The sequence below is a fragment of the Roseomonas sp. FDAARGOS_362 genome, from assembly GCF_002754815.1.
Lineage (GTDB): Bacteria > Pseudomonadota > Alphaproteobacteria > Acetobacterales > Acetobacteraceae > Roseomonas > Roseomonas mucosa.
Map to the genome: position 1 here is coordinate 3,262,501 of NZ_CP024588.1, position 25,955 is coordinate 3,288,455.

At 70.9% G+C, this 25,955-nt stretch carries 16 protein-coding genes, 1 tRNA gene and 2 rRNA genes (1 of these 19 running past the window's edge); 11 read left to right on the plus strand and 8 right to left on the minus strand.

Features of this window, described 5'->3' with window-relative positions; translation table 11 throughout:
* The 6 genes from CTJ15_RS19430 to CTJ15_RS19455 all read left to right on the plus strand — a co-directional run.
* A 23S ribosomal RNA gene (locus CTJ15_RS19430) occupies window positions 1-2,069 on the plus strand; it begins 690 nt to the left of the window's first position.
* Between the two features lie 207 nt (window positions 2,070-2,276).
* Window positions 2,277-2,391, plus strand: a 5S ribosomal RNA gene (rrf, locus tag CTJ15_RS19435).
* A 69-nt stretch (window positions 2,392-2,460) separates the two neighbouring features.
* Window positions 2,461-2,537 (plus strand) — tRNA-Met (locus CTJ15_RS19440).
* A gap of 66 nt (window positions 2,538-2,603) precedes the next feature.
* On the plus strand, window positions 2,604-5,408 hold the full coding sequence (locus CTJ15_RS19445) for a phosphoenolpyruvate carboxylase (protein ID WP_075822917.1): 2,805 nt from the start codon (window positions 2,604-2,606) through the stop codon (window positions 5,406-5,408).
* Window positions 5,409-5,831: 423 nt separating this feature from the next.
* Window positions 5,832-7,223, plus strand: a complete 1,392-nt coding sequence (locus tag CTJ15_RS19450; protein ID WP_075822918.1) for an NAD-dependent succinate-semialdehyde dehydrogenase — start codon at window positions 5,832-5,834, stop codon at window positions 7,221-7,223.
* A 71-nt stretch (window positions 7,224-7,294) separates the two neighbouring features.
* On the plus strand, window positions 7,295-8,092 hold the full coding sequence (locus tag CTJ15_RS19455; RefSeq protein ID WP_075822919.1) for a (S)-acetoin forming diacetyl reductase: 798 nt from the start codon (window positions 7,295-7,297) through the stop codon (window positions 8,090-8,092).
* Between the two features lie 135 nt (window positions 8,093-8,227).
* Here CTJ15_RS19455 and CTJ15_RS19460 read toward each other — a convergent pair whose 3' ends face one another.
* Both CTJ15_RS19460 and CTJ15_RS19465 read right to left on the minus strand, forming a co-directional pair.
* Entirely contained in the window at window positions 8,228-9,181 is a 954-nt protein-coding gene (locus CTJ15_RS19460) for an alpha/beta fold hydrolase (protein WP_226945989.1), read from the minus strand.
* A gap of 80 nt (window positions 9,182-9,261) precedes the next feature.
* The gene (locus tag CTJ15_RS19465; RefSeq protein WP_019462470.1) at window positions 9,262-9,819 is read right to left on the minus strand and encodes a histidine phosphatase family protein; all 558 of its coding nucleotides are present in this window, start codon (window positions 9,817-9,819) and stop codon (window positions 9,262-9,264) included.
* A 175-nt stretch (window positions 9,820-9,994) separates the two neighbouring features.
* Between CTJ15_RS19465 and CTJ15_RS19470 the strand changes: the two genes are divergently transcribed.
* From CTJ15_RS19470 to CTJ15_RS19485, 4 genes are all read left to right on the plus strand, one after another.
* Window positions 9,995-10,663, plus strand: coding sequence for a Tim44/TimA family putative adaptor protein (locus CTJ15_RS19470; protein ID WP_019462469.1), 669 nt, complete (start codon window positions 9,995-9,997; stop codon window positions 10,661-10,663).
* Between the two features lie 358 nt (window positions 10,664-11,021).
* Complete coding sequence (locus tag CTJ15_RS25165; protein ID WP_151904054.1) at window positions 11,022-12,482, plus strand: murein transglycosylase A; 1,461 nt, start codon at window positions 11,022-11,024, stop codon at window positions 12,480-12,482.
* Window positions 12,483-12,865: 383 nt separating this feature from the next.
* Complete coding sequence (gene lysA, locus CTJ15_RS19480; RefSeq protein WP_075823229.1) at window positions 12,866-14,206, plus strand: diaminopimelate decarboxylase; 1,341 nt, start codon at window positions 12,866-12,868, stop codon at window positions 14,204-14,206.
* Complete coding sequence (locus CTJ15_RS19485; protein ID WP_099781873.1) at window positions 14,203-16,905, plus strand: DUF4175 domain-containing protein; 2,703 nt, start codon at window positions 14,203-14,205, stop codon at window positions 16,903-16,905. The genes lysA and CTJ15_RS19485 overlap by 4 nt, the downstream gene beginning before the upstream one ends.
* A gap of 73 nt (window positions 16,906-16,978) precedes the next feature.
* Here the strand turns inward: CTJ15_RS19485 and CTJ15_RS19490 are convergent, their stop codons facing one another.
* The 5 genes from CTJ15_RS19490 to CTJ15_RS19510 form a co-directional block, all read right to left on the minus strand.
* Complete coding sequence (locus CTJ15_RS19490) at window positions 16,979-17,698, minus strand: alpha/beta fold hydrolase (protein ID WP_075822846.1); 720 nt, start codon at window positions 17,696-17,698, stop codon at window positions 16,979-16,981.
* 5 nt (window positions 17,699-17,703) lie between these two features.
* Entirely contained in the window at window positions 17,704-18,468 is a 765-nt protein-coding gene (locus CTJ15_RS19495; protein ID WP_099781874.1) for an HpcH/HpaI aldolase/citrate lyase family protein, read from the minus strand.
* 316 nt (window positions 18,469-18,784) lie between these two features.
* Window positions 18,785-20,377 (minus strand): ABC transporter substrate-binding protein, encoded by a 1,593-nt coding sequence (locus tag CTJ15_RS19500; RefSeq protein WP_075822847.1) that lies wholly within the window; start codon window positions 20,375-20,377, stop codon window positions 18,785-18,787.
* Window positions 20,378-20,525: 148 nt separating this feature from the next.
* Window positions 20,526-21,743 carry an amidohydrolase gene (locus tag CTJ15_RS19505; RefSeq protein ID WP_075822848.1) on the minus strand — a complete coding sequence of 406 codons (1,218 nt, stop codon included), beginning with the start codon at window positions 21,741-21,743 and terminating at the stop codon, window positions 20,526-20,528.
* Between the two features lie 174 nt (window positions 21,744-21,917).
* Window positions 21,918-22,829 (minus strand): aldose 1-epimerase family protein, encoded by a 912-nt coding sequence (locus CTJ15_RS19510; RefSeq protein WP_075822849.1) that lies wholly within the window; start codon window positions 22,827-22,829, stop codon window positions 21,918-21,920.
* A gap of 206 nt (window positions 22,830-23,035) precedes the next feature.
* Between CTJ15_RS19510 and CTJ15_RS19515 the strand changes: the two genes are divergently transcribed.
* Window positions 23,036-23,473, plus strand: coding sequence for a DUF1489 family protein (locus CTJ15_RS19515; RefSeq protein WP_075822850.1), 438 nt, complete (start codon window positions 23,036-23,038; stop codon window positions 23,471-23,473).
* Window positions 23,474-23,741: 268 nt separating this feature from the next.
* Here CTJ15_RS19515 and CTJ15_RS25170 read toward each other — a convergent pair whose 3' ends face one another.
* Window positions 23,742-25,856: a glycosyltransferase gene (locus CTJ15_RS25170; RefSeq protein WP_099781875.1), complete on the minus strand. Its 2,115-nt coding sequence runs from the start codon at window positions 25,854-25,856 to the stop codon at window positions 23,742-23,744.
* Between the last annotated feature and the right edge of the window lie 99 nt (window positions 25,857-25,955).

Below are 25,955 nucleotides of genomic sequence, written 5' to 3' on the forward strand. Positions count from 1 at the left end.
CATGGCCAGGCTGAAGGTGGGGTAACACCCACTGGAGGGCCGAACCCACGCCTGTTGAAAAAGTCGGGGATGAGCTGTGGCTAGGGGTGAAAGGCCAATCAAACTCGGAAATAGCTGGTTCTCCGCGAAATCTATTGAGGTAGATCGTCGTCCGATTACCTTCGGAGGTAGAGCACCGGAAGGGCTAGGGGGCCCAAAGCCCTACCAAACCCTACCGAACTCCGAATGCCGAAGAGTACAGGACGGCAGACAGACAGTGGGTGCTAAGGTCCATTGTCGAGAGGGAAACAGCCCAGACCACCAGCTAAGGCCCCCAAATCGTGGCTAAGTGGGAAAGCATGTGAGACGGCCAAAACAACCAGGAGGTTGGCTTAGAAGCAGCCATCCTTTAAAGAAAGCGTAATAGCTCACTGGTCTAATAGCTGTCTTGCGGCGAAAATGTAACGGGGCTCAAGCCACGTGCCGAAGCTGTGGATGCATGCGCAAGCATGCGTGGTAGCGGAGCGTTCCGTAGGCCTGCGAAGGCAGACCCGTGAGGGCTGCTGGAGGTATCGGAAGTGCGAATGCGGACATGAGTAGCGATAAACAGGGTGAGAACCCCTGTCGCCGAAAGTCCAAGGGTTCCTGCGCAAGGTCAATCCGCGCAGGGTGAGCCGGCCCCTAAGGCGAGGGCGAAAGCCGTAGTCGATGGGAACCAGGTGAATATTCCTGGGCCTGACAGACGTGACGGCTGCAAAGCGTTGTTGCCCCTTATCGGATTGGGGCGGCAGCCAGAGCAGCCCAGGAAACAGCGCTGTCGATAAAGACCGTACCCGAAACCGACACAGGTGGACTGGTTGAGAATACCGAGGCGCTTGAGAGAACTATGCTGAAGGAACTAGGCAAATTACTCGCGTAACTTCGGGATAAGCGAGACCCCTTCTTGCGCAAGCAAGGTGGGGTGGCACAGACCAGGGGGTAGCGACTGTTTAGTAAAAACACAGGGCTCTGCGAAATCGAGAGATGACGTATAGGGTCTGACACCTGCCCGGTGCCGGAAGGTCAAGGGGAGATGTGCAAGCATCGAACCGAAGCCCCGGTAAACGGCGGCCGTAACTATAACGGTCCTAAGGTAGCGAAATTCCTTGTCGGGTAAGTTCCGACCTGCACGAATGGTGTAACGACTTCCCCACTGTCTCCAGCATAGACTCAGCGAAATTGAATTCCCCGTGAAGATGCGGGGTACCCGTGGTCAGACGGAAAGACCCTATGAACCTTTACTGCAGCTTCGCAGTGGTGCCAGGAAGGAACTGTGTAGGATAGGTGGGAGCCATCGAAACCCGGGCGCTAGCTCAGGTGGAGGCAACCTTGAAATACCACCCTGTTTCTTTCTGGCATCTCACTGAGCCCGGTCAGCCCGGGCCAGGACCCTGCGTGGTGGGCAGTTTGACTGGGGCGGTCGCCTCCCAAAGTGTAACGGAGGCGCGCGATGGTGGGCTCAGGCCGGTCGGACATCGGCTGTTGAGTGCAAAGGCATAAGCCCGCCTGACTGCGAGCGCGACAGCGCGAGCAGAGACGAAAGTCGGCCTTAGTGATCCGGTGGTCCCGCGTGGAAGGGCCATCGCTCAACGGATAAAAGGTACTCTAGGGATAACAGGCTGATCTCCCCCAAGAGTCCACATCGACGGGGAGGTTTGGCACCTCGATGTCGGCTCATCGCATCCCGGGGCTGGAGCAGGTCCCAAGGGTTCGGCTGTTCGCCGATTAAAGCGGTACGTGAGCTGGGTTTAGAACGTCGTGAGACAGTTCGGTCCCTATCTGCCATGGGTGTTGGAGACTTGCGAGGATCTGTCCCTAGTACGAGAGGACCGGGATGGACGTACCTCTGGTGCACCGGTTGTTCCGCCAGGAGCATCGCCGGGTAGCTAAGTACGGAACGGATAACCGCTGAAGGCATCTAAGCGGGAAACCAGCCTCAAAACCAGGTCTCCCCAAGGGCCGTGGAAGACCACCACGTCGATAGGCCGCAGGTGGAAGTGCAGCAATGCATGCAGCCGAGCGGTCCTAATCGCCCGATCGAACTCCATCACTCCCCCGCCGCCGCAGTCCCCCCAACAAGGGACACCGCGCGCAGCACCAAAGCGCACCCGCTCACACACACACACACATCACACCCGAACACACATCGCCCTCCCAGCGCCGCATGCCCACACACAACAGGGCCGCCCGGCACAGATCCTCCCATCACCCAACAGCATCAGGTCGGTACATACAAATCCAAGGTTCCCATCCGGTGGCCTGGTGGCCCTAGCGAGGCTGCCACACCCGATCCCATCCCGAACTCGGCCGTGAAACGCCTCAGCGCCCATGGTACTGCGTCTCAAGACGCGGGAGAGTCGGTCGCCGCCAGGCCGCCCGATGGGAACCTCCCACACCCCCCGACCCGATCGCCGCCCACGTCACCATCACACCATCACCCAGCGCGGGGTGGAGCAGCCCGGTAGCTCGTCAGGCTCATAACCTGAAGGTCACAGGTTCAAATCCTGTCCCCGCATCCAAACAAAAGCGGCTCTGTCAAAAAGAATACACGACAGCGCTCTTTCGCCCGTGCAGCATACGTACCTATGCGGCACGATCCCCCCTTCGACATCCTCAGGCTCGCAGCCGAAACCCGGCAGGCGGCCGTCAGCGACCCCTTCGGCAGTCCGGCTCTGGCCCTGGCGCTCCTGCTCAGCCGGCGCATGGATGACGGGGGGCTGTCGCGGGCGGAACTCGCGCAGCTTCTGCGTGACCTGGGGCAGTCCGCCTTTCGTGACCGCGCGGCACGGTTGCGGGAAGCCGTCGGTGTCGTTCCGATTGCCGAGACTGACCAGGCCCTGACGGCCCTCGCCACCCGGATCGCCCGGCCCGACCCCCAGGACAGCCCGGTGCGTTTCGCGGCCTTCGCCGTGGCTGCGGAACGTCCCCGTGCGGCCGCGGTTTTCACGGCCCATCCCACCTTCAGCCTCCCTCCCGTCACCAACAAGGCCCTGGCTGCCATGGCCAGTGGCGGCCCGGCGCCGGCTGAAGTGCTGCCGCTCCGCCCGGACGTACCGACCCTGGCCATGGAATTCGCCCAGGCCGCCGAGGCCATCATCCATGCCAGGGACGCGCTGGATCGCATGGCGGAGGCCTTCCTGAAAGTGGCGCGGGATTTCTGGCCGGACCGTTGGCTCCGCCTGGAGCCCAGACCGGTCATCCTGGCCTCCTGGGTCGGCTACGACACCGATGGGCGCACGGATATCGGCTGGCAGGATACGCTCCGGCTCCGCCTCTCCATGAAGCGGATGCAGCTCGAACGCCTGAAGCTCCAGCTCGATCCCCTCGATGAGGAAACGACCGGGCCCCTGCGGCAGCGCGTGGACGAAGCCCTCCTGGCCGTGGACGAGCAGATCGCCGCCTGCCCACCCTCCGGGCCGACGGAGCCCATGGCGGTGCGTGACTTCGCCCATAAGCTGGTGGGGCTGCGGGAGGCCGCGCTCGTTACCCCGGTCCCGCTGCTGGACCTCTTCGAAAGCGCCATCGCCGAGGCTGCGGACGAGGAAACCCGCATGGCCCTCTGCGTCGCCCGGGCCGGCCTCGCCGCACACGGCCTTTCCCTGGCCGGCACGCATGTCCGCCTCAATGCGGCACAGCTCCACAACGCCGCCCGCCTGCATTTCGCCGAGATCGGCGGCGACCCCGCCGACCCGGCCCGTCGTCGCGCCACCTTCGCCGCCGTGAACGAGGCCCTGCAGCATGTGAAGCCCGAGCCGGTCGATATGGGCGGCCTGATGGCCGAACAGGCCAGCGCGCTGCGCCTGATCATGACCGTCACCCAGATCGCCAAGCATGTGGACGCCTCGCAGCCCGTCCGCTTCCTGATCGCGGAAACGGAAAGCGGCCTTACCCTGCTGATCGCCCTGCTGCTGGCCCGGCTCTGCGGCGTGGAGGAGCATCTGGAGATCTCCCCGCTCTTCGAGACCGCCGAAGCCCTGGAACATCGCGGGGAACGCGTGGTCGAGGAGGCGCTCCGCTCTCCGGCCTGGCGGGACTACCTGCGCAAGCTGGGCCGGCTCTGCCTGCAGTTCGGCTATTCCGATTCCGGCCGCTATGTCGGCCAGGTCCAGGCCAGCCAGCTCATCGAGCGGCTGAAGCTGCGCGTCGCCGACCTGCTGGACCGCTACGGGCTGGGCGACCTGGAGGTCGTGCTCTTCGACACCCATGGCGAGGGGCTGGGCCGCGCCGGCCATCCGGACGGGCTGGCCGCCCGGCTGGACTATCTCGACCCGCCGGCGGTGCGGGCGGCCTTTGCCGCGCACGACACCCCGGTCCGCCTGGAGACGAGCTTCCAGGGCAGCGACGGCTACCTGAATTTCGGCACGCCGGAACTGGCCCAGGCCACCATCGCCCGGATCGCCGAACACGCCTTCGCCCCGGTCGAGGCGGACAGCGACCCCGTCTATGCCGAGGGCGGCTTCGCCAATGACCTCTTCGCCGGGGCCCGCGCCGCCATGTCGGCGCTGGTGGACGATCCGGGCTACGCCGCCCTGCTGGGCGCCATCGGCACGGCCCTGCTGGACCGGACCGGATCGCGCCCCGCCGCCCGGCAGAGCGACAGCGGCGGCCCCAACGTCATCCGCCATGTGCGGGAGCTGCGCGCCATCCCCAACAACGCCGTGCTGCAACAGCTCGGCTTCCTGGCCACGCTCACCCACGGCATGGGCGACGGCGCGTCGCGCGAACCCGACACCTTCGCCGACCTCCTCCGCCGCTCGCCGCGCTTCCGCAACGCCATGGCCTTCGTGCGCGCCGCCCTGCGCTGCTCCGACCCGGATGTGCTGCGCGGCTATGTGGCGAGCCTGGACCCCGGCATGTGGCTGGACCGCGCCGCCCATACACGCCGCGCCGGGCGCCCGGCGGCCCTGATGCGGGTGGCCCGGGCGCTGGAGGACCTCGGCCTGACCGATCCCACGCGCCGCGTCCTGCGCCGCCTTCTGGCCGACGACATCCGCCTGCGGGGCGCCTGGCCCAAGGAGGGCGGCTACGTCGCGCCCGCCATGAGCGACCGCCTCTTCGCCCTGCACGCGCTGCGGCTCTGCCTGATCCACCGGATCTGGCTGATCGCCGTGGAGATGCCGGATTTCTCGCCCCGTCACAGCGTGACGCGGGAAGGGCTGGTGCAACGCCTGCTACGCCTCGACGTGGAGGGTGCGGCCGATGTCTTCGACGCGGTCTTTCCGGTGGTGGAACCGGCCGGGGCCTCGCTGGATTTCGCCGAGCCGCCCACGCCACGCCACGGCGGCTATGGCCGTGAGCACGAGGAGATCACGGAACCCCTGCGCGAGCTCTTCGCCATGGTGCGTGAGGTCAGCGCCGTCGTGACGCTGGAATGCGACGCTTTCGGGTGATCCGTCTCCATCGGGAGTCGCGTGACGGGCCGCCAACATCCGGCAATGCCGCCGGAAGCGCCATGGCAGAAGATGTCATGAACTGTTCAAGGCGCCGCGTTCCGCCGGGATAGGCGCGGAGACCATCATCCATCCGGTCGTGTATCATCCATGCCGGAGCATACGAACATGCTCCTGGCAGAGATCCGTGTGCTCCACGGCAAAGTCTTCAACAACGACGACATCCGTGCCGGCCTCGCCAGCCATGATGCCGCATGGCTGGGCTGCTCCTGTTCCGCTGCCGGGAACTTGCTCTTCCCCGGAGAGAATCGCAGCATGCTCGTGGCGATGCCGGGACGCCCTGATGCGGATGATCCCGGCAGCGAAGGATCCCGGTGTCCGGACATTTTCCGGCAAGCAGCTTCATTCGCCAGGGAGAGCAGAATGGCTTACGCGACCATCAACCCATATACTGGCGAGACCGTGGCCACGTTCCCCGATGCGACGGATGCCGAGGTGCGCACGGCCCTCGACAAGGCGCATGCGGCGTTCCTGCGATGGAGGCAGACCTCCTTCGCCGAGCGTGGCGGCATCCTCCAGAACGCCGCCGACATACTGCGCCGTGACAGCGACGCCTATGCGAGGCTCCTGACCCTCGAGATGGGAAAGCTGCTGACCGAGGCCAAAGCGGAAGTGGAGCTCTCCGCCAGGATCTTCGAATACTATGTCCGCAATGCCGAGACACTGCTGAAGCCGGAAAAGCTGCCCGTGCTCGATCCGGCGGAAGGCGATGCGGTGCTGGTGCACGAGCCGCTCGGGGTCCTGCTGGCCATCGAGCCGTGGAACTTCCCCTATTACCAGATCGCCCGCATCCTCGCGCCGCAGCTCTCGGCGGGCAACACGCTCCTCCTCAAGCATGCCTCCAACGTGCCGCAGAGCGCCGCCGCCTTCGAGGCGCTGATGAGGGAGGCAGGCCTGCCGGAAGGCGCCTTCCGGAATCTCTATGCCACCCGCGACCAGATCAACCTGATCATCAACGACCCGCGCGTCCATGGCGTGGCGCTGACCGGATCGGAAGCCGCCGGGGCTGTCGTCGCGTCCGAGGCCGGCAAGGCGCTCAAGAAATCGACGATGGAACTCGGCGGGGCCGATGCCTTCGTCGTCCTCGCCGATGCCGACATGAAGAAGACCGTGGACTGGGCCGTGTTCGGGCGCCACTGGAACGGCGGCCAGGTCTGTGTGTCGTCCAAGCGCATGATCGTCGTCGACGAGGTCTATGACGCTTTCCTCGACGGCTACCGCAAGGGTGTCGCGAAGCTCGTCGCGGGCGACCCCTTCGATCCGAGGACGACGCTGGCGCCGCTTTCCTCGCAGAAGGCCGCCGACGACATCAAGGAACAGATCCGCAAGGCCGTTGGCCATGGCGCCAAGGCCGAGGAGGTCGGTCCGCCAGTGCCCAACCGGGGTGCCTTCGTGCAGCCGACCCTCCTGACGGAACTGGCTGAGAGCAATCCCGCCCGCTACTGGGAGTTCTTCGGTCCGGTCTCCATGCTGTTCCGCGCCAGGGACGAGGACGATGCCGTCCGCATCGCCAACGACTCCCCCTTCGGCCTCGGGGGCTCGGTGTTCACCGCCGATCCGGCGCACGGCTTCGAGGTCGCCCAACGGATTTCGACCGGCATGGTCTTCGTCAACCACCCGACCAAGGTGGAAGCGGACCTGCCCTTCGGCGGCATCCGCCGCTCCGGCTACGGCCGCGAGCTCCTCGGCCTGGGTCTCAAGGAGTTCGTGAACCACAAGCTGATCGATGTTGTCGATATCGAGGCCCCATTCTGAATTCGGCTGCCTTCCTGCCTCCGGGCCGGAAGGCAGTGTCGGGATGAACGAAAGAGAGAAGGAGAAGCAGCATGCCGACCAACGGGAAGGTCGCCATCGTCACGGGGGCGGGCCAGGGCATCGGCCTCGCCATAGCCGTCCGCCTCGCCAGCGACGGCTTCGCCATTGGCTGCCTCGACTATGACACGGATACCGCGAAGAAGGCCGCAGACACGATCCGGGCCGGCGGTGGCGAGGCACTGGATGTCAAGGCGGACGTCTCGCAACGCGACCAGGTCCTCCGCGCGGTGGACGAGGTCGTCGCCCGCTTCGGCCGCCTGGATGTCATGGTCAACAATGCCGGCCTCGGCCCGGTCACGCCGATCGAGGACATCACGCCCGAGATCTACCGCAAGGTGTTCGACGTCAATGTCGGCGGCACCTATTGGGGCATCCAGGCCGCGGTGAAGCATTTCAAGGCCCGCAAGCCGGCCAGGAAGGGCGACGTGGTCGGCAAGATCATCAACGCCTCCTCGCAGGCCGGTCAGGTCGGCAGTCCGGATCTGGCGGTCTATGGCGCCACCAAGTTCGCCATTCGCGGCATCACCCAGACCGCGGCCAGGGACCTGGCGCCGCTCGGCATCACGGCCAATGCCTATTGCCCGGGGATCGTGCGCACGCCGATGATGGAAGGCATCGCGCAGAAGGTCGCCGACGAGAACGGCAAGTCCCTGGAATGGGGCCTCGAGCAATGGGCCAGGAACGTGGCGCTCGGCCGCATCTCCGAACCGGAAGACGTGGCGGCCTGCGTTTCCTATCTCGCCGGACCCGATTCAAACTACATGACCGGCCAGGCCCTCATCATCGATGGTGGCATGGTCTTCAATTGATCTGTGGCGCTTCGGCCGGATCGCGGTCCGGCCGCACGCGCCAATGAACGGGAGGTCCAGGAACCTCAGCGTCCTGGCGGATGAGGGGGCCGGGGGAAAGGTGGAGCCTTGTCCCCCGGGACAGCGCAAGGTCCCTCACTCCCCCGGCCGGGCCAGCCATTCCCGCGCGGCCCGGTCCGCGCCGGAGGGCAGCGGGGCTTCCGGGTCGGTGATCCAGGCCAGGATGTCGCCGGCGACCACGGCCCGTTCCCGGTCGCGCAGCAGCATGTGATAACCCTGGGCATAGTAGGCGAGCCGCTGGTCCGCGCCTTCCGGCAGGCGGCGCAGGGCGGCGCGCACCGGCTCGGCCCGCACGATCTGGTCATGGGCGCCGTAGAGGATCAGCGCCCGGGCGCGGAACTCCGGCGCCGCCTTCACCGCCGCGTCCATCAGGTTCACCAGCCCATAGAGCGTGTCCACCCGGACCTCCTTGTAGGTGCGCGGGTCGTCGCGCCATCCGGCCGCGGCCTCGGGGTTGTCGGTCGGGGTGATGCCGGGGGCGGAGTTGCGGAAGCCGACCTTGGGGATGGTATGGGCAGCGAATTCCAGCAGGCCGCGCATCCAGGCGGGCATCTCCGAACGGCCCCAGAGGGCGGGGGCCACCAGGATATAGCCATCCGCCACCGGCGGGTCCTTCGAGGCGGCCGCCGCCACCGCGACCGCGCCGCCCATGCTTTCCCCCAGGATATAGAGCGGCAGGCCGGGATAGCGCCGCCGCAGCAGCCGGGAGGCGGCGGCGAGGTCGGTCTCCAGCGTCTCGGCACCGGGCCAGAGCGGCCAGTTCGGCGCCTCGCCGAAGCCCCTCTGGTCATAGGCGTAGAGGGCCACCCCGCCGGCGTTGAACAGCGGCGCCGCCATGCGGAAGGCGTTCCGGGCGGTGTCGCCGAAGCCATGGACCGCCAGGACCACCGCGTGGGGCGGGGCCTCCGGCAGCCAGGCATGCAGCGGCAGCCTCGCCCCGTCGGCCATGACCAGGCTGTCGGCCGCCAGTTCCGGCGGGGCCAGCGCCGGCCCGGCGGGGATCACCACCGGCGCGCAGGCCGCCAGCAACAGGCCGCAGAAAAGGAAGGCGAGATTCCGGCGGCTCCAGCCCCGGAAGCGGAACCCCGGGAGGCGACGGCCGGGACCGTTCAGCCGTGGTGCCAGACCACGTTCTCCGGCTCGGGCCCGGTCGGGTCGCAGCGCAGCCACTCGCCGTTCACCAGCGACCGGCCGGTCATCGCCAGGATGAAGCCCCAGTGGCTCACCACCACCGTATGCGCCCAGTCGTCCCGCAGCATCATGTCCAGGCGGAACTGCATCGCCCGGGCCGCCACGGCCTCCGGCGGCTCCTCCTCCTGCGGCCACCAGACCTCGTCGATCCGGGTGAAGTCGTGGTGCGGCCAGTCGGTCGAAAGCCGGCTGCAGGGCGAGCCGACATCGCAGGACAGGGCATAGCGTTCCCGCACCAGCGGCGTGATCAGCACAGGCAGGCCCAGCTTCTCCGCCAGGGGCGCCGCGGTCTGGAGTGCCCGCGTATAGGGGCTGGCCAGGATGCGGCGGACATCCTCCTTCGCCAGCGCCTCCGCCGCCGCCTGGGCCTGCTGGTGGCCCAGGGGTGTCAGGCGCGGGTCCGGGATGCCGGGGTCGGTCCTGGTGGCCGTGTAGTGGAGGTTGAACTCGCTCTGGCCATGACGCAGAAGGATCATGCCGGCAAATTGGCGACAGGGCGGGTTTCCGGCAATGGGCTTCGGCAGGCCCCCGGAGGCCGGCTCGCGAAAAAAGCTCCCTGGGGTGCCGCCACAGGGCGGCACAGGGGGCAACCGGCGTTGCGTTAACAGACGTTCATCCCCATTTTCCCTCTTCAGAGAGAGGAGACCACAGATGCAGGGCGGCTTCCCCATCGACCTGATCCTGTTCGCGATGGTCGCGGCCTTCCTTGTGCTGCGTCTTCGCTCCGTGCTCGGCCGGCGCACCGGCTTCGAGCGTCCGCCCGAGGCGCGCCCGGCCGCCGGCTATCCGCCCCGGGTGATCGAGGGCGATGCCAGCGAGGCGGTGGCCGCTCCGCCCGCGCCGCAGCGCCACGCCGTGCCCGACGCGCAGGGCCCGGTCGGCCAGGCCCTGGCCAACATCCAGAAGACCGATCCTTCCTTCTCGGTCCAGAACTTCCTGGGCGGGGCGGAAACAGCCTTCCGCATGATCGTCGAGGCCTTCGCGCGCGGCGACCGCGACACGCTGCGCAGCCTGCTCGGCCCGGAAACCTTTGCCGGCTTCGAGGGCGCCATCAAGGCGCGCGAGGAGGCGGGCGAGACCCAGCGCACCGAGATCCGGCACATCCACGAGGTCACGGTGGAGGGCGCGGAGCTTCGCGGCTCCGTGGCGGATGTTACTGTCCGCTTCGTGTCGGATCAGGTGAACATGACCCTGGCCGCCGACGGCAAGCCCGTCACGGGCACCGACAGCGTGACTGAGCTGAAGGATCTCTGGACCTTCCAGCGCGACCTGAAGAGCGGCGATCCGACCTGGCGGCTGGTGGATACCCGCTCCGTCTGAACGGCGTTGCCGATCCCGGGCCGGCAGCGATGGCCGCGCCCGGGATCGCTTCCCTTTCCCGGCCAAAGCGATCCCTCCTTCCCGCCTGCTCCCTGGCAGGAGCGGCATGGCGATCCCGGGTTGTCGCTTCATGATCCCCGGTGTCTGGCTTCCTCCTTGCCAAACCATTGTCCGGGCAAGGCTTCTTCGCTTCCCGATCTTGGCCCGCAGGGCGTGAGCCACTCTGAAGCCCGTTTCACCAGATGCCCTGAGCAGAAAGTGCTTGATGATTTTTGTTTTCTGTTTCTAAAAAACGATCCGACTTTCCCGCTGAAGACCGATTTCTGCTCAGAGGTCCGGAAGAACAGGCTGCCGCATGATGCTCCCCCCGCCACATCCCCGCCGAAAGCCGACGATCTGGCACCGGGGCCGCATCCGTGGCCTCCCCGCCCTTTCCCTGCTGGCCCTTCTGGCCACCGGCGCGCTTGCCGCGCCGCTGCTCCCTTTCCCCGTCCAGGCCGCCGAAGGCTCCATCCTGCGGTCGCAGCAGGACACGCCCGCGCTGCGGCAGGCCCGGACGCGCCTGCCGGCCCTGGAGGCGGCGCTCGGGCGCTCCGCGCAGGGGCCCGGGCCACGCGGCATGGTGCAGCGGCGGATGGAGAAGCAGCGGCAGATCGCCCGTGACGAGGCCCGGGCGCGCGGCGTCGCCCTGCCGGCGGCGAAGCTGGCCGGGGCCGGCGTGGCGGGAGGGCTGCTGGCCGGCACCGCACGCCCTGCCCTGTGGAGCGAACTGCCCGGCTGGGAAAGCGACGCGGTGGGCGAGGCGATGCCGGCCGTGCTGGCCTCCTGCCGCGCCGTCAACGCCGGCGCCCCCGATGCCTGGCGCCGGTCCTGTGATGCCCTGTCCCAGGCCTGGCGCAACCTGCCGCCCGTGCCGGCCCGCGCCAGCGGCGCCCGGCTGCGCGAGGCGCGGCAGCTTCGCGATGCCCGCCTGCGCGATGCGCTGGAGGAGAACTTCATCCCCACTCCGGTCGGGGAGGGCCTGCTGACAGGCTATTACGAGCCGGTGCTGCGCGGCTCCCGCATCCGGGTGGGCGATTTCCAGACCCCGCTGCACGCCCCGCCCTCCGAGCATGTGCAACTCGGCCAGGGCGATGGCCAGCGCCCCCTGCACGGCCAGATGATGGACGGCAAGCTGCAGCCGCTGCCGGACCGCGCCGCCATCCAGAACGGCGCGCTGGACGGGCGTGGGCTGGAGCTTGTCTGGGTGGACGACCCGGTCGAGGCCTTCTTCCTGCAGATCCAGGGCTCCGGCCGCGTGGTGCTGCCGGACGGCAAGATGCTGCGCCTCGGCTATGCCGGGCAGAACGGCCAGCCCTACCGTTCCATCGGCCGCTCCCTGATCGACCGGGGCGACGTCGCGCCGGAAAACATGTCCGCCGATGCCATCCGCCGCTGGATGACCAAGGTGGGCTATGACCGCACCGCCGCGCTGATGGCGGAGAACCCCTCCTACATCTTCTTCCGCGTCAACCAGGGCCTGCGCCCCGACCAGGGGCCGCCCGGCGCCATGGGCATCCCGCTGACGCCGGAACGCTCCATCGCCGTCGATCCCTCCGTGGTGCCGCTGGGCGCCCCGGTCTTCGTGGCCGGCGGCAACATCCGCCGCCTCGTCGCGGCCCAGGACACCGGCGGGGCCATCCGCGGCCCCGGACGCGGCGACCTGTTCCGCGGCTGGGGACCGGAAGCCGGCAAGCGCGCCGGCAACCTGCGCGAGCCGGTGCGGATGTGGGTGCTGATGCCCCGGGCGAATGCCCTGGTGGCGGATGGGAGTCGCTGAGGCGAGCGGCGGCTTCTCCCGGCCCTTCCACTTCGCGCACACTTCCGGAGGCGAGGCACCGTCCCGCCCGCCCGGTCCCCGTTGCGCGGGGCTCGACCGGCGTCCGCGATGGCCGTCGGGCTGTGGCCCGGTTCCTGGGAACCCATCCCCAACCGTGCGCCGGGTGAGCCTGCGACGCATGGTGCCCGCCCCGGCGAGAAGATGAAAGCAGGGGCCCCGCGGCGCGGCGGCCCGGGCAGCAGGCCGGGCCTTCCCCGGCAACGGGCGGGCGCTCCCAACCCGTCGGAGACACCATCCTCCCCGCCTCTTGCGCCGCGCCGCGGAAAACCGCACCTCTTTCCGCTTCCAACCGTCCCCCCAGACACCCCAGACTAGGCAAGACCATGGCTTCCCCTCTTTCCCTGGCCCCGCAGGCGCCGGACCCGTCCTTTGCCGAGCTGCTGGCGCAGCGGCCGCAGCTCACTGCCCATGCGCAGGACGGGCTGTGCCTGGAGGAAGTGCCGCTCGCCGCCATCGCGGCCAGGGTGGGCAGCCCGGTCTGGGTCTATTCCGCCAGCACGCTCCGCCGCCGGACGCGTGCGCTGCGCGAGGCCCTGGCCGGGGCAGGGCTCGACGCCACGATCCACTACGCCATGAAGGCCAACGACAACCTTGCCGTGCTGCGCCTGCTGGGCGCCGAGGGCGTCGGCACCGACGTGGTCAGCGGCGGGGAGCTGCATATCTCCGAGGCCGCCGGCATCGGCGCCGCCCGCAGCGTCTTCTCCGGCGTCGGCAAGAGCGAGGCCGAGATCCGCACCGCGCTCGCCGCCGGCATCTTCCAGATCAACGCCGAAAGCGCGGAGGAGGTGGAAATGCTTTCCGCCATCGCCGCCGCCATGGGCCGCGAGGCCCCGGTGGCGATCCGCGTGAACCCGGACGTGGATGCCCGCACCCACGCCAAGATCACCACCGGCAAGGCGGAGAACAAGTTCGGCGTGGCGCTGGACGATGCCGCCGCCCTCTATGCCCGCATGGCCGCGCTGCCCGGCATCCGCCCGATCGGCATCGCCGTCCATATCGGCTCGCAGATCACCGAGGGCATGTCCGCCTACCGCGCCGCCTATGCCAAGGTGGCCGAGCTCGTCACCGCGCTGCGCAACCGCGGCCTGCCGGTGGAGCGGGTGGATTGCGGTGGCGGCCTCGGCATCCCCTATCGCGACGAGACCGCGCCGCTGCCCGAGGCCCTGGCCGGCGCCATCGCCGGCACGCTCGGCCCCCTCGGCCTGCCGGTGATGATCGAACCCGGCCGCTGGATCGCCGGCCCCGCCGGGGTGCTCCTGTCCCGCGTCATGCTGGTCAAGCGCGGCGCCACCCGCCGCTTCGTGGTGCTGGATGCGGGGATGAACGACCTGATGCGCCCAGCCATGTACGAGGCCTGGCACGGCATCCTGCCCGTCGCGCCGCAGGCCTTCCACGCCCCGCTCTCGCCCGCCGACGTGGTCGGCCCGGTCTGCGAGACCGGTGACACTTTCTCACGTGGAAGGGGCTTGCCCGAACTCGCGGCGGGCGATCTCGTGGCCTTCCTGGATGCCGGCGCCTACGGGGCTTCGATGTCCTCCACCTACAACGCGCGCCCCCTGGCCGCCGAGGTGCTGGTGGACGGGGCGCGCTGGGCCCTGGTGCGGGAACGCCAGAGCCTCGACGACCTGCTGGCCCACCAGCGTCTGCCGGAGTGGATGGGATGACCGATCTGCCAGAGGGCGTTTCCCGGAGACTGCACCGCCAGCGGCGCCTCGCGCGGCTGGCCCTGCTCTGGGAGGCCCTCTGGCCCCGGGCCTGGCCGGTGCTCGGCGTGCTCGGCCTCTTCCTGCTCGCTGCCCTGTCCGGCCTTTTCCTGCACCTGCCCCTCTGGGCGCATCTCCTGCTGCTGCTGGGCTTCGCCGCCGCCCTGGCCCGGGCCGCCTGGCGCGCCATACGCGGCTTCGCCGCCCCGGCTCCCGCGGCGGCCGACCGCCGCATCGAGGCCGCCTCCGGCCTGCGCCACCGTCCCCTCGCCACGCTGGGCGACCGCCCCGCCGGCGAGGACCCCGCCGCCCTCGCCCTGTGGCAGGCCCATCTCGCCCGGCAGGCGGCGCGGCTTCGCGACCTGCGCGTCGGCGCGCCCCGGCCCGGCCTGCCGGCGCGCGACCGGCGGGCGCTGCGCCTGGGCCTTGTGGTGGCCCTGGCGGCGGGCTTCGTGGTGGCGGGGGACGAGGCGGGCGAGCGCATCCGCCGTGCCCTGCTGCCCAGCCTGGGCCAGCCCGCCCCGGTTCCCGGCCTGAAGCTGGAGGCCTGGGTGACCCCGCCCGGCTATACCGGCGTCGCGCCGCTCTTCCTGCAGCCTGGCAGCCCCGGATTCAGCGTCCCCGCCGGCTCGGCGCTGCGCGTTGCCCTGTCCGGCGGCCAGGGCGGTACGCCGGCGCTGCGCCTGGGCGGCAAGGACCTTGCCTTCGAGACACTGGACCGCAACAGCTTCGGCATCGAGGCGCCGCTGGAGAATGGCGGCCGCCTCGCCATCCGCCGTGACGGCGCCGAACTCGCGGGCTGGGAGGTCTCGGTCCAGGCCGATGCCCCGCCCAGCATCGCCTTCGCCGAGCCGCCCGGCCCGGCGCCGCGCAGCCATGCGCTGCGCCTGCCCTGGACCGCCGAGGACGACTGGGGCGTCGCCGCCGCGCGGGCCGAGATCCGCCTGGAGGCCCGCCCGGGCGCCGAGCCCCTGACCGTGCCCCTGACGCTTTCCGGCAGCAACCCGCGGCAGCAGCGCGGCACCGCCCAGCCCGATCTCAGCGCCCATCCCTGGGCGGGGCTGCCGGTGCAGCTCCGGCTGGTGGCGCGCGACGGTGCCGGCCAGGAGGGCCGGTCGGAGGAGATGACGCTCATCCTGCCGGAGCGTCCCTTCACCCATCCGGTGGCGAAGCTGCTGATCCAGTTCCGCCGGATGCTTTCCCTGTCGCCGCAGGTCCGCGCGCCCGTCGTGGCCGGGCTGGAGGGCGTGCTGTCCGCGCCCGAGGCCTTCGACGACGACACCACCATCTTCCTGGCACTGAGCGCCGCCCGCAGCCGCCTGATCCGGGACCGTCGCCCCGGGGCGGTGGACGAGACCCAGGCCATCCTCTGGGACACCGCTCTGGCGCTGGAGGAGGGGCGGACCGACCGCACCGCCCGCGCGCTGGCGGAGGCGCGCAAGGCCCTGGAGGAAGCCCTGCAGCAGCGCGACCCGGACCAGGGCGAGGCGGAGCGCCGGGCCGAGATCGAGAAGCGCGTCCAGGAGCTGCGCGAGGCGATCGACCGGCACCTCCAGGCCCTGGCCGAGAAGCTGAGCCGCGAGAATGGCGAGGCCGTGCCGCGCGAGGAAGCCCGCCGCCTGGACAACCGCGAGCTCGACCGTCGCACCCGGCGCATGCAGGACGCCGCCCGCCAGGGGCGCGAGGAGGATGCGCGGCGCGAGCTGGCGGAGATGGAGGAGATGCTCAAGGCGCTGGAGGAAGGCCGCGTCGCCCGCGCCGACCGGGAGCAGCAGCGTCAGCAGAACCGCCAGCGCGGCCAGGGCCAGATGAGCGTGATGCAGGACATGGTGCGGCGGCAGGCGGAGCTGCTGGACCGCGCCCATCGCCGGGAACAGGAAAGCGAGGCGGAGGAAGGCCAGGACCGCCCGTTCGGCCCGAATCCCCTGAACCCGATGAGCCGGGCCCGGCCCCCCGGCCCGCAGCAGCGCCAGGGCAGCCGCGACCCTGCCGGCCAGAACCCGCAGGGCCAGAACCCGCAGGGCCAGAACCCGCAGGGCCAGAACCAGGCCAGCCGTGATGGCCAGCAGCCTGGCGAGGCCGAGGCGCAGCGCGACGGACGCACCCAGCGGGCCCTGCGCCGCGCCCTGGGCGAGCTGATGCAGCAGTTCGGCGACCTGACCGGCGAGATCCCCGAGCCGCTCGGCCGCGCCGACCAGGCCATGCGGCAAAGCGCCGAGGCCCTGCAGGCCGGGCGCGACCCCCAGGCGCAGCAGCAGCAGGCCCTGCGCGAGCTGACCGAGGGCGGCCGGCAGATGGCCCAGGCGATGCGGCGCCAGTTCGGCCCCGGGCAGCAGGGCGACGGCCAGCAGGGCGAGGGGGAAGGCGAGGGCGAGGAAGGCGATGGCCCCGGCATGGCCGGCAACCAGCCCGGCAACGGCCAGGACGGTGGCCAGGGCCAGGACCAGGCGAGCGGCCAGGGCCGCGGCCGCGACCCGCTCGGCCGTTCGACGCGCGAGAATGCCGGCTCGGCCAGCGACGGCAACGACACCCGCGTGCCCGATCAGGCGGAGATGCTGCGCACCCGCCGCATCCAGGAGGAGCTGCGACGCCGCGTCGGCGAGCGCGAGCGCCCGGCGCAGGAGCTGGACTACTACGACCGCCTGCTGCGGCAGTTCTGAGCCAGCCCGTACGGTAGCCTCCGGGGAAAAGGCAGGGCCTTTCCCCCGCCAGGCGCAACGCCGGGTCCGTCCCTCAGGCGGCCAGCCACTCCGCGAAACCCGCCGCCACCGCCTCCGGCGCCTCCAGGGAGGGCAGGTGCCCCACGCCCGGCAGCAGCATCGCCCGCGCGCCCGGCACCGTCTCGGCGATCTCCTGCATCCGCGCGGGCGGGCAGAGCCGATCCTCCTCGCCGCTGATCAGCAGCACCGGCACCTGGATCGCCGCCAGCCGTGGCCGGCTGTCGGCGCGGTGGATCAGCACCGCCGTCTGTTCCCGCAGCACCGCCGGGCCGAGCGTGTCGGCCATGTCGCAGAGCAGGTCGAAAAGCGCCGCATCCTCCCGCCGTGCCGCAGGCACCGCATCGGGCCAGAACTCGCGCGCCACCATGGTGCGCGCCCCCTCGCGCTCCATCGCCTCCAGCAGGCGGAAGCGCGCTGGCGCCTTTTCCAGCGCGTCCGGCCGCGCATCCCCGGCCAGCAGGGCCAGGCGTGTGATCCGCTCCGGCGCCTGCGCCACCATCTCCAGCGCCACCATGGCCCCCAGTGCCGCCCCGGCCAGGGCGAAGCGCGGAGGCGCATGGCGCAGCAGCCGCGCCGCGAGGTCGGGCGCGCTGCGCGCCCCGCGCAGCGCCGCCACATGCGCGCCAGCATAGCGGTCCCGCTCCGGCACCAGGGCCCAGAGCCGCTCCTGCACCGGCCCCCAGAGCCGTGCGTCGCACATCAGTCCGGGGAGCAGCAGGAGCGGATCGGCCATGACGGTCAAACGTTCCGCGCCGCCGCCAGGTTGACCCGCGCCCCGCCGGCGAGGAAGCCGACATCGTATCCCGGGTTCACGAGCTGGAAGCCCTCCTTCGCCCGACGCCCCGCCGCCGGCCCGTCGGAGCAGAAGATCCCGGCGATCTTCCCGGCGGCGCGGCTGCGCGCCAGCACATGCGCGATGGCCGTGCCGGCGCGCGTCCCGGCCTCCGGCTCGGAGGACGGCCGCTCGCCCATCTCGATGCAGAGGTCGTTCGGCCCGACGAAGACGCCGTCGATTTCCGGCAGGGCGAGGATCGCGTCGATCTTCGCCACGCCGCCCCGGGTCTCGATCATCGCCAGGGCCAGCACCTCGTCGTTCGCGCGATCGAAATAATCCGGGCCGCCATAGAGCATCCCGCGCGCCGGGCCGAAGGAGCGCCCGCCGCGCGGGCCATAGCGGCAGGCCTCCGAGAAGCGCCGCGCCTCCTCCGCCGAGTTCACCAGCGGGCAGATGACACCATAGGCCCCGGCATCGAGCGCCTGCATCACCAGCCCCGGATCGTTCGAGCGCACCCGCAGCAGCGGCTGCGCCGGCGTGGCGGAGATCGCCTGGAGCATCGCCGCCGCGGTCTCGAAGCCGATCAGCCCGTGCTGCATGTCCACGGTGACACAGTCATAGCCCGCATGGCCCAGCAGCTCGGCCGCATAGGGGGCGGGGATGCCGCACCAGCCGTTCATCGCCGCCCCGCCCGCGCGGGCGATCTCGCGGACGCGGTTCGGGCGCATCAGCGGCCCTCCCGCCCGGCGGGTTTGGCCGGACCGGGGCGGGGAGCGGATCTGACGGGGATCGATGCTGGCATGGGCGTTCCTTTCCGGGGCCGCCCGGCCCGGGATGGGGCCGGGGGCATGGAAGGCTCTCCCCGTGGCGTCCGGGCGCGGGCAGCCCGGACGCGGCGCGGGCCTTCCTTGTTCCACCGAGGCTAGCGCAGGACAGGGCCGCGAAGAAGCCCGCCCTCTGCGGATCGGCGCACGGCCCCGGCCTGTCCGTCCCGGACGGGCACCCGTCCCGCGTGCCCGGTGGGGAGCCGCGCGCCCGCTGGCCCTACTTCGCCGGCCGCAGCCCCATCGCCCGCGTCTCCTCGTCGGCGCGCGGCGTATAGGCATAGCCCTTGCGCATCGCCCAGACGCTCTTCTGCAGGTGCAGCGGGATGATGGCGACATCCTCCATCGCCATCTTCATCGCCTTCTGCATCAGCCCCTCGCGCGCCTTGTCATCCAGCGTGCCGAGCGCCTGCTGCACCAGCTTGTCGAATTCCGGGTTGGAATAGCGCCCGTAGTTCGACAGCCCGCGCCCCAGCGCCGGGTCGCGCGTCCCCAGCACCGCCTTCAGCGAGGAGGAAGGCTCGCCCGTGGAGTTGCTCCAGCCCAGCAGATAGGCCGAGGCCTCGAAGCGGTTCAGCCGCCCGATCACCGTCGCCAGCGGCTGCGCCTCCACCCGCGTCCTCACCCCGATGCGCGTCCACATCTGCGCCACGGTCTGCTGGATCTGCGCGTCGTTGACGTAGCGGTCGTTCGGCCCGCGCAGGATGATGCTGAGGCCGTTGGGATAGCCCGCCTGGGCCAGCAGCTCCTTCGCCCGGTCCGGCGCGAAGGCGGGCACGGGGATGGAGGGGTCGTAGCCGAAGACGCCCGGCGGCATGAACTGGCCGGAGGGCAGCGCCGCGCCCTCCATGACGCGCGACACGATGGCCGGCCGGTTGATGGCGATGCTCAGCGCCTCGCGCACCCGGTGGTCGCGCAGCGGGTTCTTCTCCAGCTTGCCGCCATCCGGCCCGGCGATGTCGGGCGAGCCCTCCTGCCGCTCCTCGTCCAGGCCGAGGAAGATCAGCCGCGTGCTGTTGGCCTCGGCAACGGTCAGCCGGTCGTCCTTGCGCAGCCGCGCCGCATCCGCCGTGGGCACCGCGTCGATCAGCGCCACGTCGCCCGAGAGCAGCGCCGCCACCCGCGCCCCGTCATTGCTGATGATGCGGTAGTCCACCGTTTCCCAGGCCGGCTTCTCGCCGTAGTAGCCGTCGTCGCGCGCCAGCTTCACCCGGTTGTTCGGGTCGTAGGAGACGAACTTGTACGGCCCGGTGCCGATCGCCGCCTTGCCGCTGTTGAAATCCGCCGTGCTGGAATTCGCCGCGACGGAGCGCGAGACGATGAAGATGTTCGCCAGGTTGGCCGGCAGCAGCGGCGAGGGGCCGTTGGTCTTCAGCCGGACGGTCAGCGGGTCCACCACCTGCACGTCGGCGATGTCGCGCGTATAGACGGAGAAGGAGCTGGGGCTCTGCACCATCGGCACGCGCTCCAGCGAATAGGCCACGTCCTCCGCGGTGAAGTCGGCGCCGTTGTGGAACTTCACCCCCGGCCGCAGTTTGAACTCCCAGGTGGTGTCGTCCACCAGCTTCCAGGATTCCGCAAGGTCCGGCACCACGCGCGACTTCTCGTCGCGCTGCACCAGCCGGCTGAAGATGTGCGACGACAGCATGATGCTGGGCGTCAGCGTGTAGTAGTGCGGGTCGATGCTGGCCGGCGGCGCGCTGACCGCGAGCGACAGCGGCTCGGCCTGGGCGGGGGCCGCGGCAAGCGTGCCGCAGAGCGGCAGGAACAGCGAGGCGAGCAGCGCCGCGCGGCGGGAAACTGTCTTGATCATCGGCCGTGTTCTTTCCGTTGTCGGTTCCGCCCGGCCCCATGGGACGCGGATGGCGGTCCCGGCGGCGGGCATGGCGCGGCACGCCCCATCCGCCGGGAAGGCAGGCCCGGCCGCCAGGGCGCCGGGCCGTGGAAGGTCATCGCGTCCCTCAGGCCGCCCGCGCCTCCTCCTCGCCCGCCCAGCCCAGCTCATGCCGCACCAGGCTCGCCCAGTAGGCCGCCCCCGGCGCCAGCGCCTCGTCGTTGAAGTCGTAGAGCGGCGTATGGACGTTGTGGAAGCTGCCATCCGGGTTCACGCCGTTGCCGATGCGGATGAAGGCACCGGGCTTCTCGCGCAGCATGAAGGCGAAGTCCTCGCCGCCCGTGCTCATCGGGATCTCGCCGACCTTCGCGGCGCCCACCACCGCCCCGGCGGCGGCGCGCGCCACCCCGGTCTTCTCCACGTCGTTCACGGTGGGGATGCAGAGCGGCTGGTACTCCAGCTCCGCCGTCACGCCATAGGTCGCGGCCAGCCCCTCGGCCAGGTCGCGCAGGCGGCGCCGGATGGTCTCCTGCGTCCTCTGCTCGAAATACCGCGCCGTGCCGCGCACCAGCACCCTGGACGGCATCACGTTCGGTGATTCCGGCGTGCCGCAATGCACATGCCCGACGCTTACCGCCGCGGGCTCCGTCGGCGCCAGCGAACGCGCCACGATGGTGTGCACGCCCAGCAGGAAATGCCCCAGCACCACCGTCGCATCCGTCGCCAGATGCGGCGCCGCGCCGCCATGCCCACCGGTGCCGGTGAAGGTCACGCCCCAGAAATCCGCCCCCGCCAGGTTCGGTCCCGGGCGGATCGCGAACTGCCCCACCGGGATGCCGGGGCTGTTGTGCATGCCATAGACGGCATCGCAGGGGAAACGCTCGAACAGCCCGTCGCGGATCATCGCCGGCGCGCCGGTCCCGGCCTCCTCGGCCGGCTGGAAGATCAGCTGCACCGTCCCCGCGAAGTCGCGGTTCGCGCTCAGGTACTTCGCCGCGCCGAGCAGCATGGCGGTGTGCCCGTCATGGCCGCAGGCATGCATCTTCCCCGGCACGGTGGAGGCATGCGGCAGCCCGGTCCGTTCCTCCATGAAGAGCGCATCCATGTCGGCGCGCAGCCCGATCGCCCGCTGCCCCGGCCGGGTGCCGCGCAGCGTGCCGACCACGCCCGTGCCGCCCACGCCCTCGGTGACCTCGTCGATCCCCCATTCGCGCAGCTTCGTCGCCACCAGCGCGGCGGTGCGATGCTCCTCGAAGCGCGTCTCGGGATGGGCATGGATGTCGCGGCGGATGGCGATCAGCTCATCCTCGAATCGCTTGATCGCATCCAGGGGCGTTTCGGTCACGGCGTATCCTCGTTGCGCGGACGCCGGCACGGCGGCGCCGGGCGTCACGGGATTGTCTCGGAACGGCGCGGACCGTGCCTCCGCCGGCGCAGCGGGTCAATCGAGGCCGGGCGGATTCCGCCCGGGATTCCCGGCCCCGTCCCAGGGGGGGGGCGGCACGCCGGGGCAGCGCCATCAGGCGGCGGGGCGCAGCGTCACCGTCCAATGGAAGCGCCGCGCCCGCCCCGGCTCCAGCAGGATCACGCCTGGCTTGCCGGCGAACTCCCCATCCCAGCCGAGCGGACTGGCATGGCCCGCCCAGGGCTCCAGGCAGAGGAACTCCGCCCCCGGCTTGGACCAGAGTCCGAAATCCTCGTAGCCCTCCCACACCATCTCCAGCATCGCGCCGCCCGGGCCGTCATAGCGCAGCGCATGGGCGGGCAGCCGCGTCATCACCAGCGCGTCCTTGCGGAACAGCTCGTCCTCCAGCCGCAGCCGGCCCTGGCGCAGTGGCAGGACCTCCGCCCGGTCGAGCAGCCCGTTGGACAGCCGCCGCACCGGCAGGCTGTCGCGCAGCGTGCCGGGCGGGACCGCGGCATCGGGCAGGAAGGTCACGCCATGCTCCTCCCGCGCCCCGCCGCGCGGCAGCGGCCAGGCGAAGGCCGGATGCGCGCCGACCGAGAAGGGCAGGGGCGCCTCGCCCGTATTCGCCACCGTCACGGTGCAGGCCAGCGCGGATTCGGCCACGGCGAAGGCGACATCCAGGGTGAAGGGAAAAGGATAGGCCGCGAGCGTTTCCGCATCCTCCGTCAGGCGCAGCGCACAGGCCGTCTCGGTCAGGGCGAGCCAGGTGAAGCGGCGGTCCCGGGCGAAGCCGTGCTGCGTCATCCGGCTCGTCCCGCCCGCATGGCGCAGCGTGTCGCCCGGCAGCCGGCCGACGATGGGGAACAGCACCGGCGCATGGCGCGGCCAGGCCGGTCCCGCCTGCCAGAGCCATTCCTCGCCGGAGGCATCGCGCAGGGACTGGAGCTCGGCGCCCTGGATCGAGATCACCGCCCGCAGCGTTCCGCTGCCGATCCCGTGCCGCTCCAGCCTGTCCTGTTCCATCGCTCCATCACTCCTCCGGACCGGCGGAAGCCGCTTCCGCCCTGCCGCGCGCCTTCCCGCCCCGGAAGGCGGACCGTCCAGGTCCCCTTATGCCGTGGCTCAATCCGTCCGGCGCCCCCGCATACCATCACATCTGCGTCCCGCGCGCCCCTGCTCCATCATGGCGGGCACAGACGGACCTTGCCGATGGCCGTGGGGCGGCGCAGATGGGCGCCACCGTGCTGCACCTCATCAAGCTTTCCGTCGGCCCCAAGGACGTGGCCGAACTGCGCCAGATCCAGGCCCGCCGCCTCGCCGAGCAGCCGCCGCTGCGCCATTGGACGCGGATGATCCCGCGCCGGGGCGGGGAACTCATGGCCGGCGGCTCCATCTACTGGGTGGTGGCCGGCTTCGTGCGCGTCCGGCAAAGGCTGGTCGGGCTGGAGGAAGGCCAGACCGCCGATGGCCGCGCCCAGGTCGGCCTCGTGCTCGATCCGGAACTGGTGCCGGTGGAAATGCGCCCGCAAAAGCCCTTCCAGGGCTGGCGCTACCTCCAGCCGGAAGCAGCCCCGCCCGACCTTCCGGCCGATGGCCCGGTGGCGGAAGGGCTGGACGCCCTGCCGCCCCGCCTGCGCCGCGAATTGCGGGAACTCGGGCTGATCTGAGAGGCGGGCCAAGGGTGGCCCCCGCGTTGCGCTTCGTGGCTGGCCGCCGGGGGAGAGGCACCGCCTCTCCGCCCGGACCCCCTCTCCGCCGGGGACCGAAGCCGGTCCCCGGACCCCGGGCCTGAGTTGGTTCCGCGCGGTTGCCGCCGGCCTGCGGCCCGATCCCTGGGAGCAGGCGGAGACGCGAGGCTCCCGAAAAGAAGAAAAGGCACCGCGGCCACCAGCGCCAAAGAATGGGGTCCAGGGTGCGCAACGCCAGATCCGAGCCTCAGTCCGGCAGCAACGCCAGCAGCTCCCGCCCCTCGATCAGCCGCAGCCGGTCCTCCAGCACGGTGTCCCGCGCCAGCCCCAGGGCGACCAGCGCGGCCTCCCGCGTTTCCGCCTCGCTGTCCAGCAGGATCTCCAGCACGCCTTCCTCCGCCGCCTCCGGATCGGGCAGCGGCAGCATGGTCTCCGCCGCCTGCCCCGGCGCCAGGTCCAGCGTCATGGCCATTTCCTCGCCGCCCTCGCGCCAAGCGCCGATCCGCAGCCGGCAAGGCTCCTCCGCCGGCGCACGCACCTCCAGCAACAGCCGCAAAGGCCCGCCCCGCACACGGCAGCGCAGCCGCGCCAGCCCCGGCAGGCTGGGCCGCGCCCCGGCCTCCGCGGGCAGCCAGCCCGGGCCGCTGGGCAGCACCTGCGCCAGCGCCTGTTCCAGCCCCGGCCGGCGGCAGGGCGGCGGGGCCAGCCGGACGCGCAGGCCCGGCGGCAACAGGGGCGGCACGGCCGGCGCGGCTCCGCCTGTGACCAGGCTACGCGCCCGCGCCAGCATCTCCCGCGCCACCTCGCCCCAGGGGCGGCAGCCGCCCCCTGGCGCGATCCGCGCCGCGGCCGCTTCCGGCGCGGCGATCAGCGCCAGCGCCTTCTCCACAAGATCCGGCTCGGAATTCGGCGTGAAGAAGGTCGCGCCCGCCGCGCCGCTTTCCAGCAGCGCGGAATGGCCCGGCGCCAGCACCGGCCGGCCCAGCGCCAGCGCCTCGCTGACCGGCAGGCCCCAGCCCTCGCCATGGCTGGCGCTGACCGCGAAGCGGCAATGCCGCGTCAGCGCATGCAGCACCGCATCGTCCACCTCCGGCAGGATCATCACCTTCGCCGCCAGCTCCGGCGAGGCCGCGAGCAGTGCCATGGCCCCCTCCGAGCGCCAGCCGGGCCGTCCCACGCAGACCAGCAGCGGGCAGGCGCCGCCCAGCCGGCGCGCCAGGGTCAGCCAGGCCTGGAAGAGCAGCAGATGGTTCTTCCGCCCCTCGATCGTGCCGGTGCAGAGAACATAGGGCCGGGATTCGAGCTCCGGCGGCAGCGGCGCCTCGCGCGCCGGCGGGACGGGAGCGCCGTTGAGCGGCACAACCGCCAGCGGCGGCAGTGCCAGGCCCGGCAGGTGGCGGGCGGCGCAGCGGCGCAGCTCCGCCGCCGTCGCCTCGGAATTGCACAGGATGCCATCGGCCAGCAGAGGCAGCGCCGAGAACCAGGCGGCGTAGTCTGCCACGGTGCGGGCCTCGCACCATTCCGGCAGGGACAGCGGAATCGTGTCGTGCAGCAGTGGCACGTAGCGCGCCCCGGCCTCCCGCGCCGCCGCCAGCCGCGCCGCCTGTTCCGGCATGGCCCAGGCCGTGCCGGGGCAGAGCAGCAGCGCCCCGGGCGCCATGGCCAGGTCCGGCGCCGCCGCCAGCCAGTCGTGGAGGATGCCGACCGCCTCCTGCCACGCGGCCTCGCGCGGATCAGCGCCCCCGCTTCCTCTTCCGATACCCCCCTGGGCGGCGAGCCACCGCAACCGCAGCAGCAGCGGCGTGGGCAACTCGCGCCAGCCGCCCGCGACCCCGGCCGGGGGCAGGGCGCAGGCCAGCACCGCACCATCCCCGGCACAAAGGCCGGCGGCGATCTCGTACTGCACCCGCTGGATGCCCGAGGGCACGCGCCGTCCGCCCAGGACCCAGGACACGAGGTCGGACAGGTCCAGCCCCACCCCCGTCAGCCGGCGGGGCAGGGGGCGGCCGCGCCGCGCCAGGGCCAGCCATTCCCGCCAGGGGTCCTCCCCCTCCGGGTCCAGCGCCAGTGCCCGGCCATAGGCATCCAGCGCCTCCGGCATCCGGCGCAGCAGCTTCAGCGCATGGCCCGATTGCAGGTGGATGTCGGGATCGGCCCCGTCCAGCCGCCGCGCCCGGTCGTACAGCGCCAGCGCGGCCTCCGGGTCCCCGGCCTCCTTCACCATGTGGCCCTGCTGCACGATGGCGGCGCGGTCATCCGGCCGCAGGCGCAGATAGTCGCCATAGAGCAGGGCGGCCGCCTGCCATTCGCGGGCATCGCGGGCGCGGTCGGCGTCTTCGAGCAGGGTTGCGGCCTGTGACATGCCTATGGCGCACCACGATGTTAATAATTCGTCAAGACATCCTTTGGTTGCAGATGCGAAAAATCCCCTGCCGCAACACCTCCCAATGCCACCTTCCAG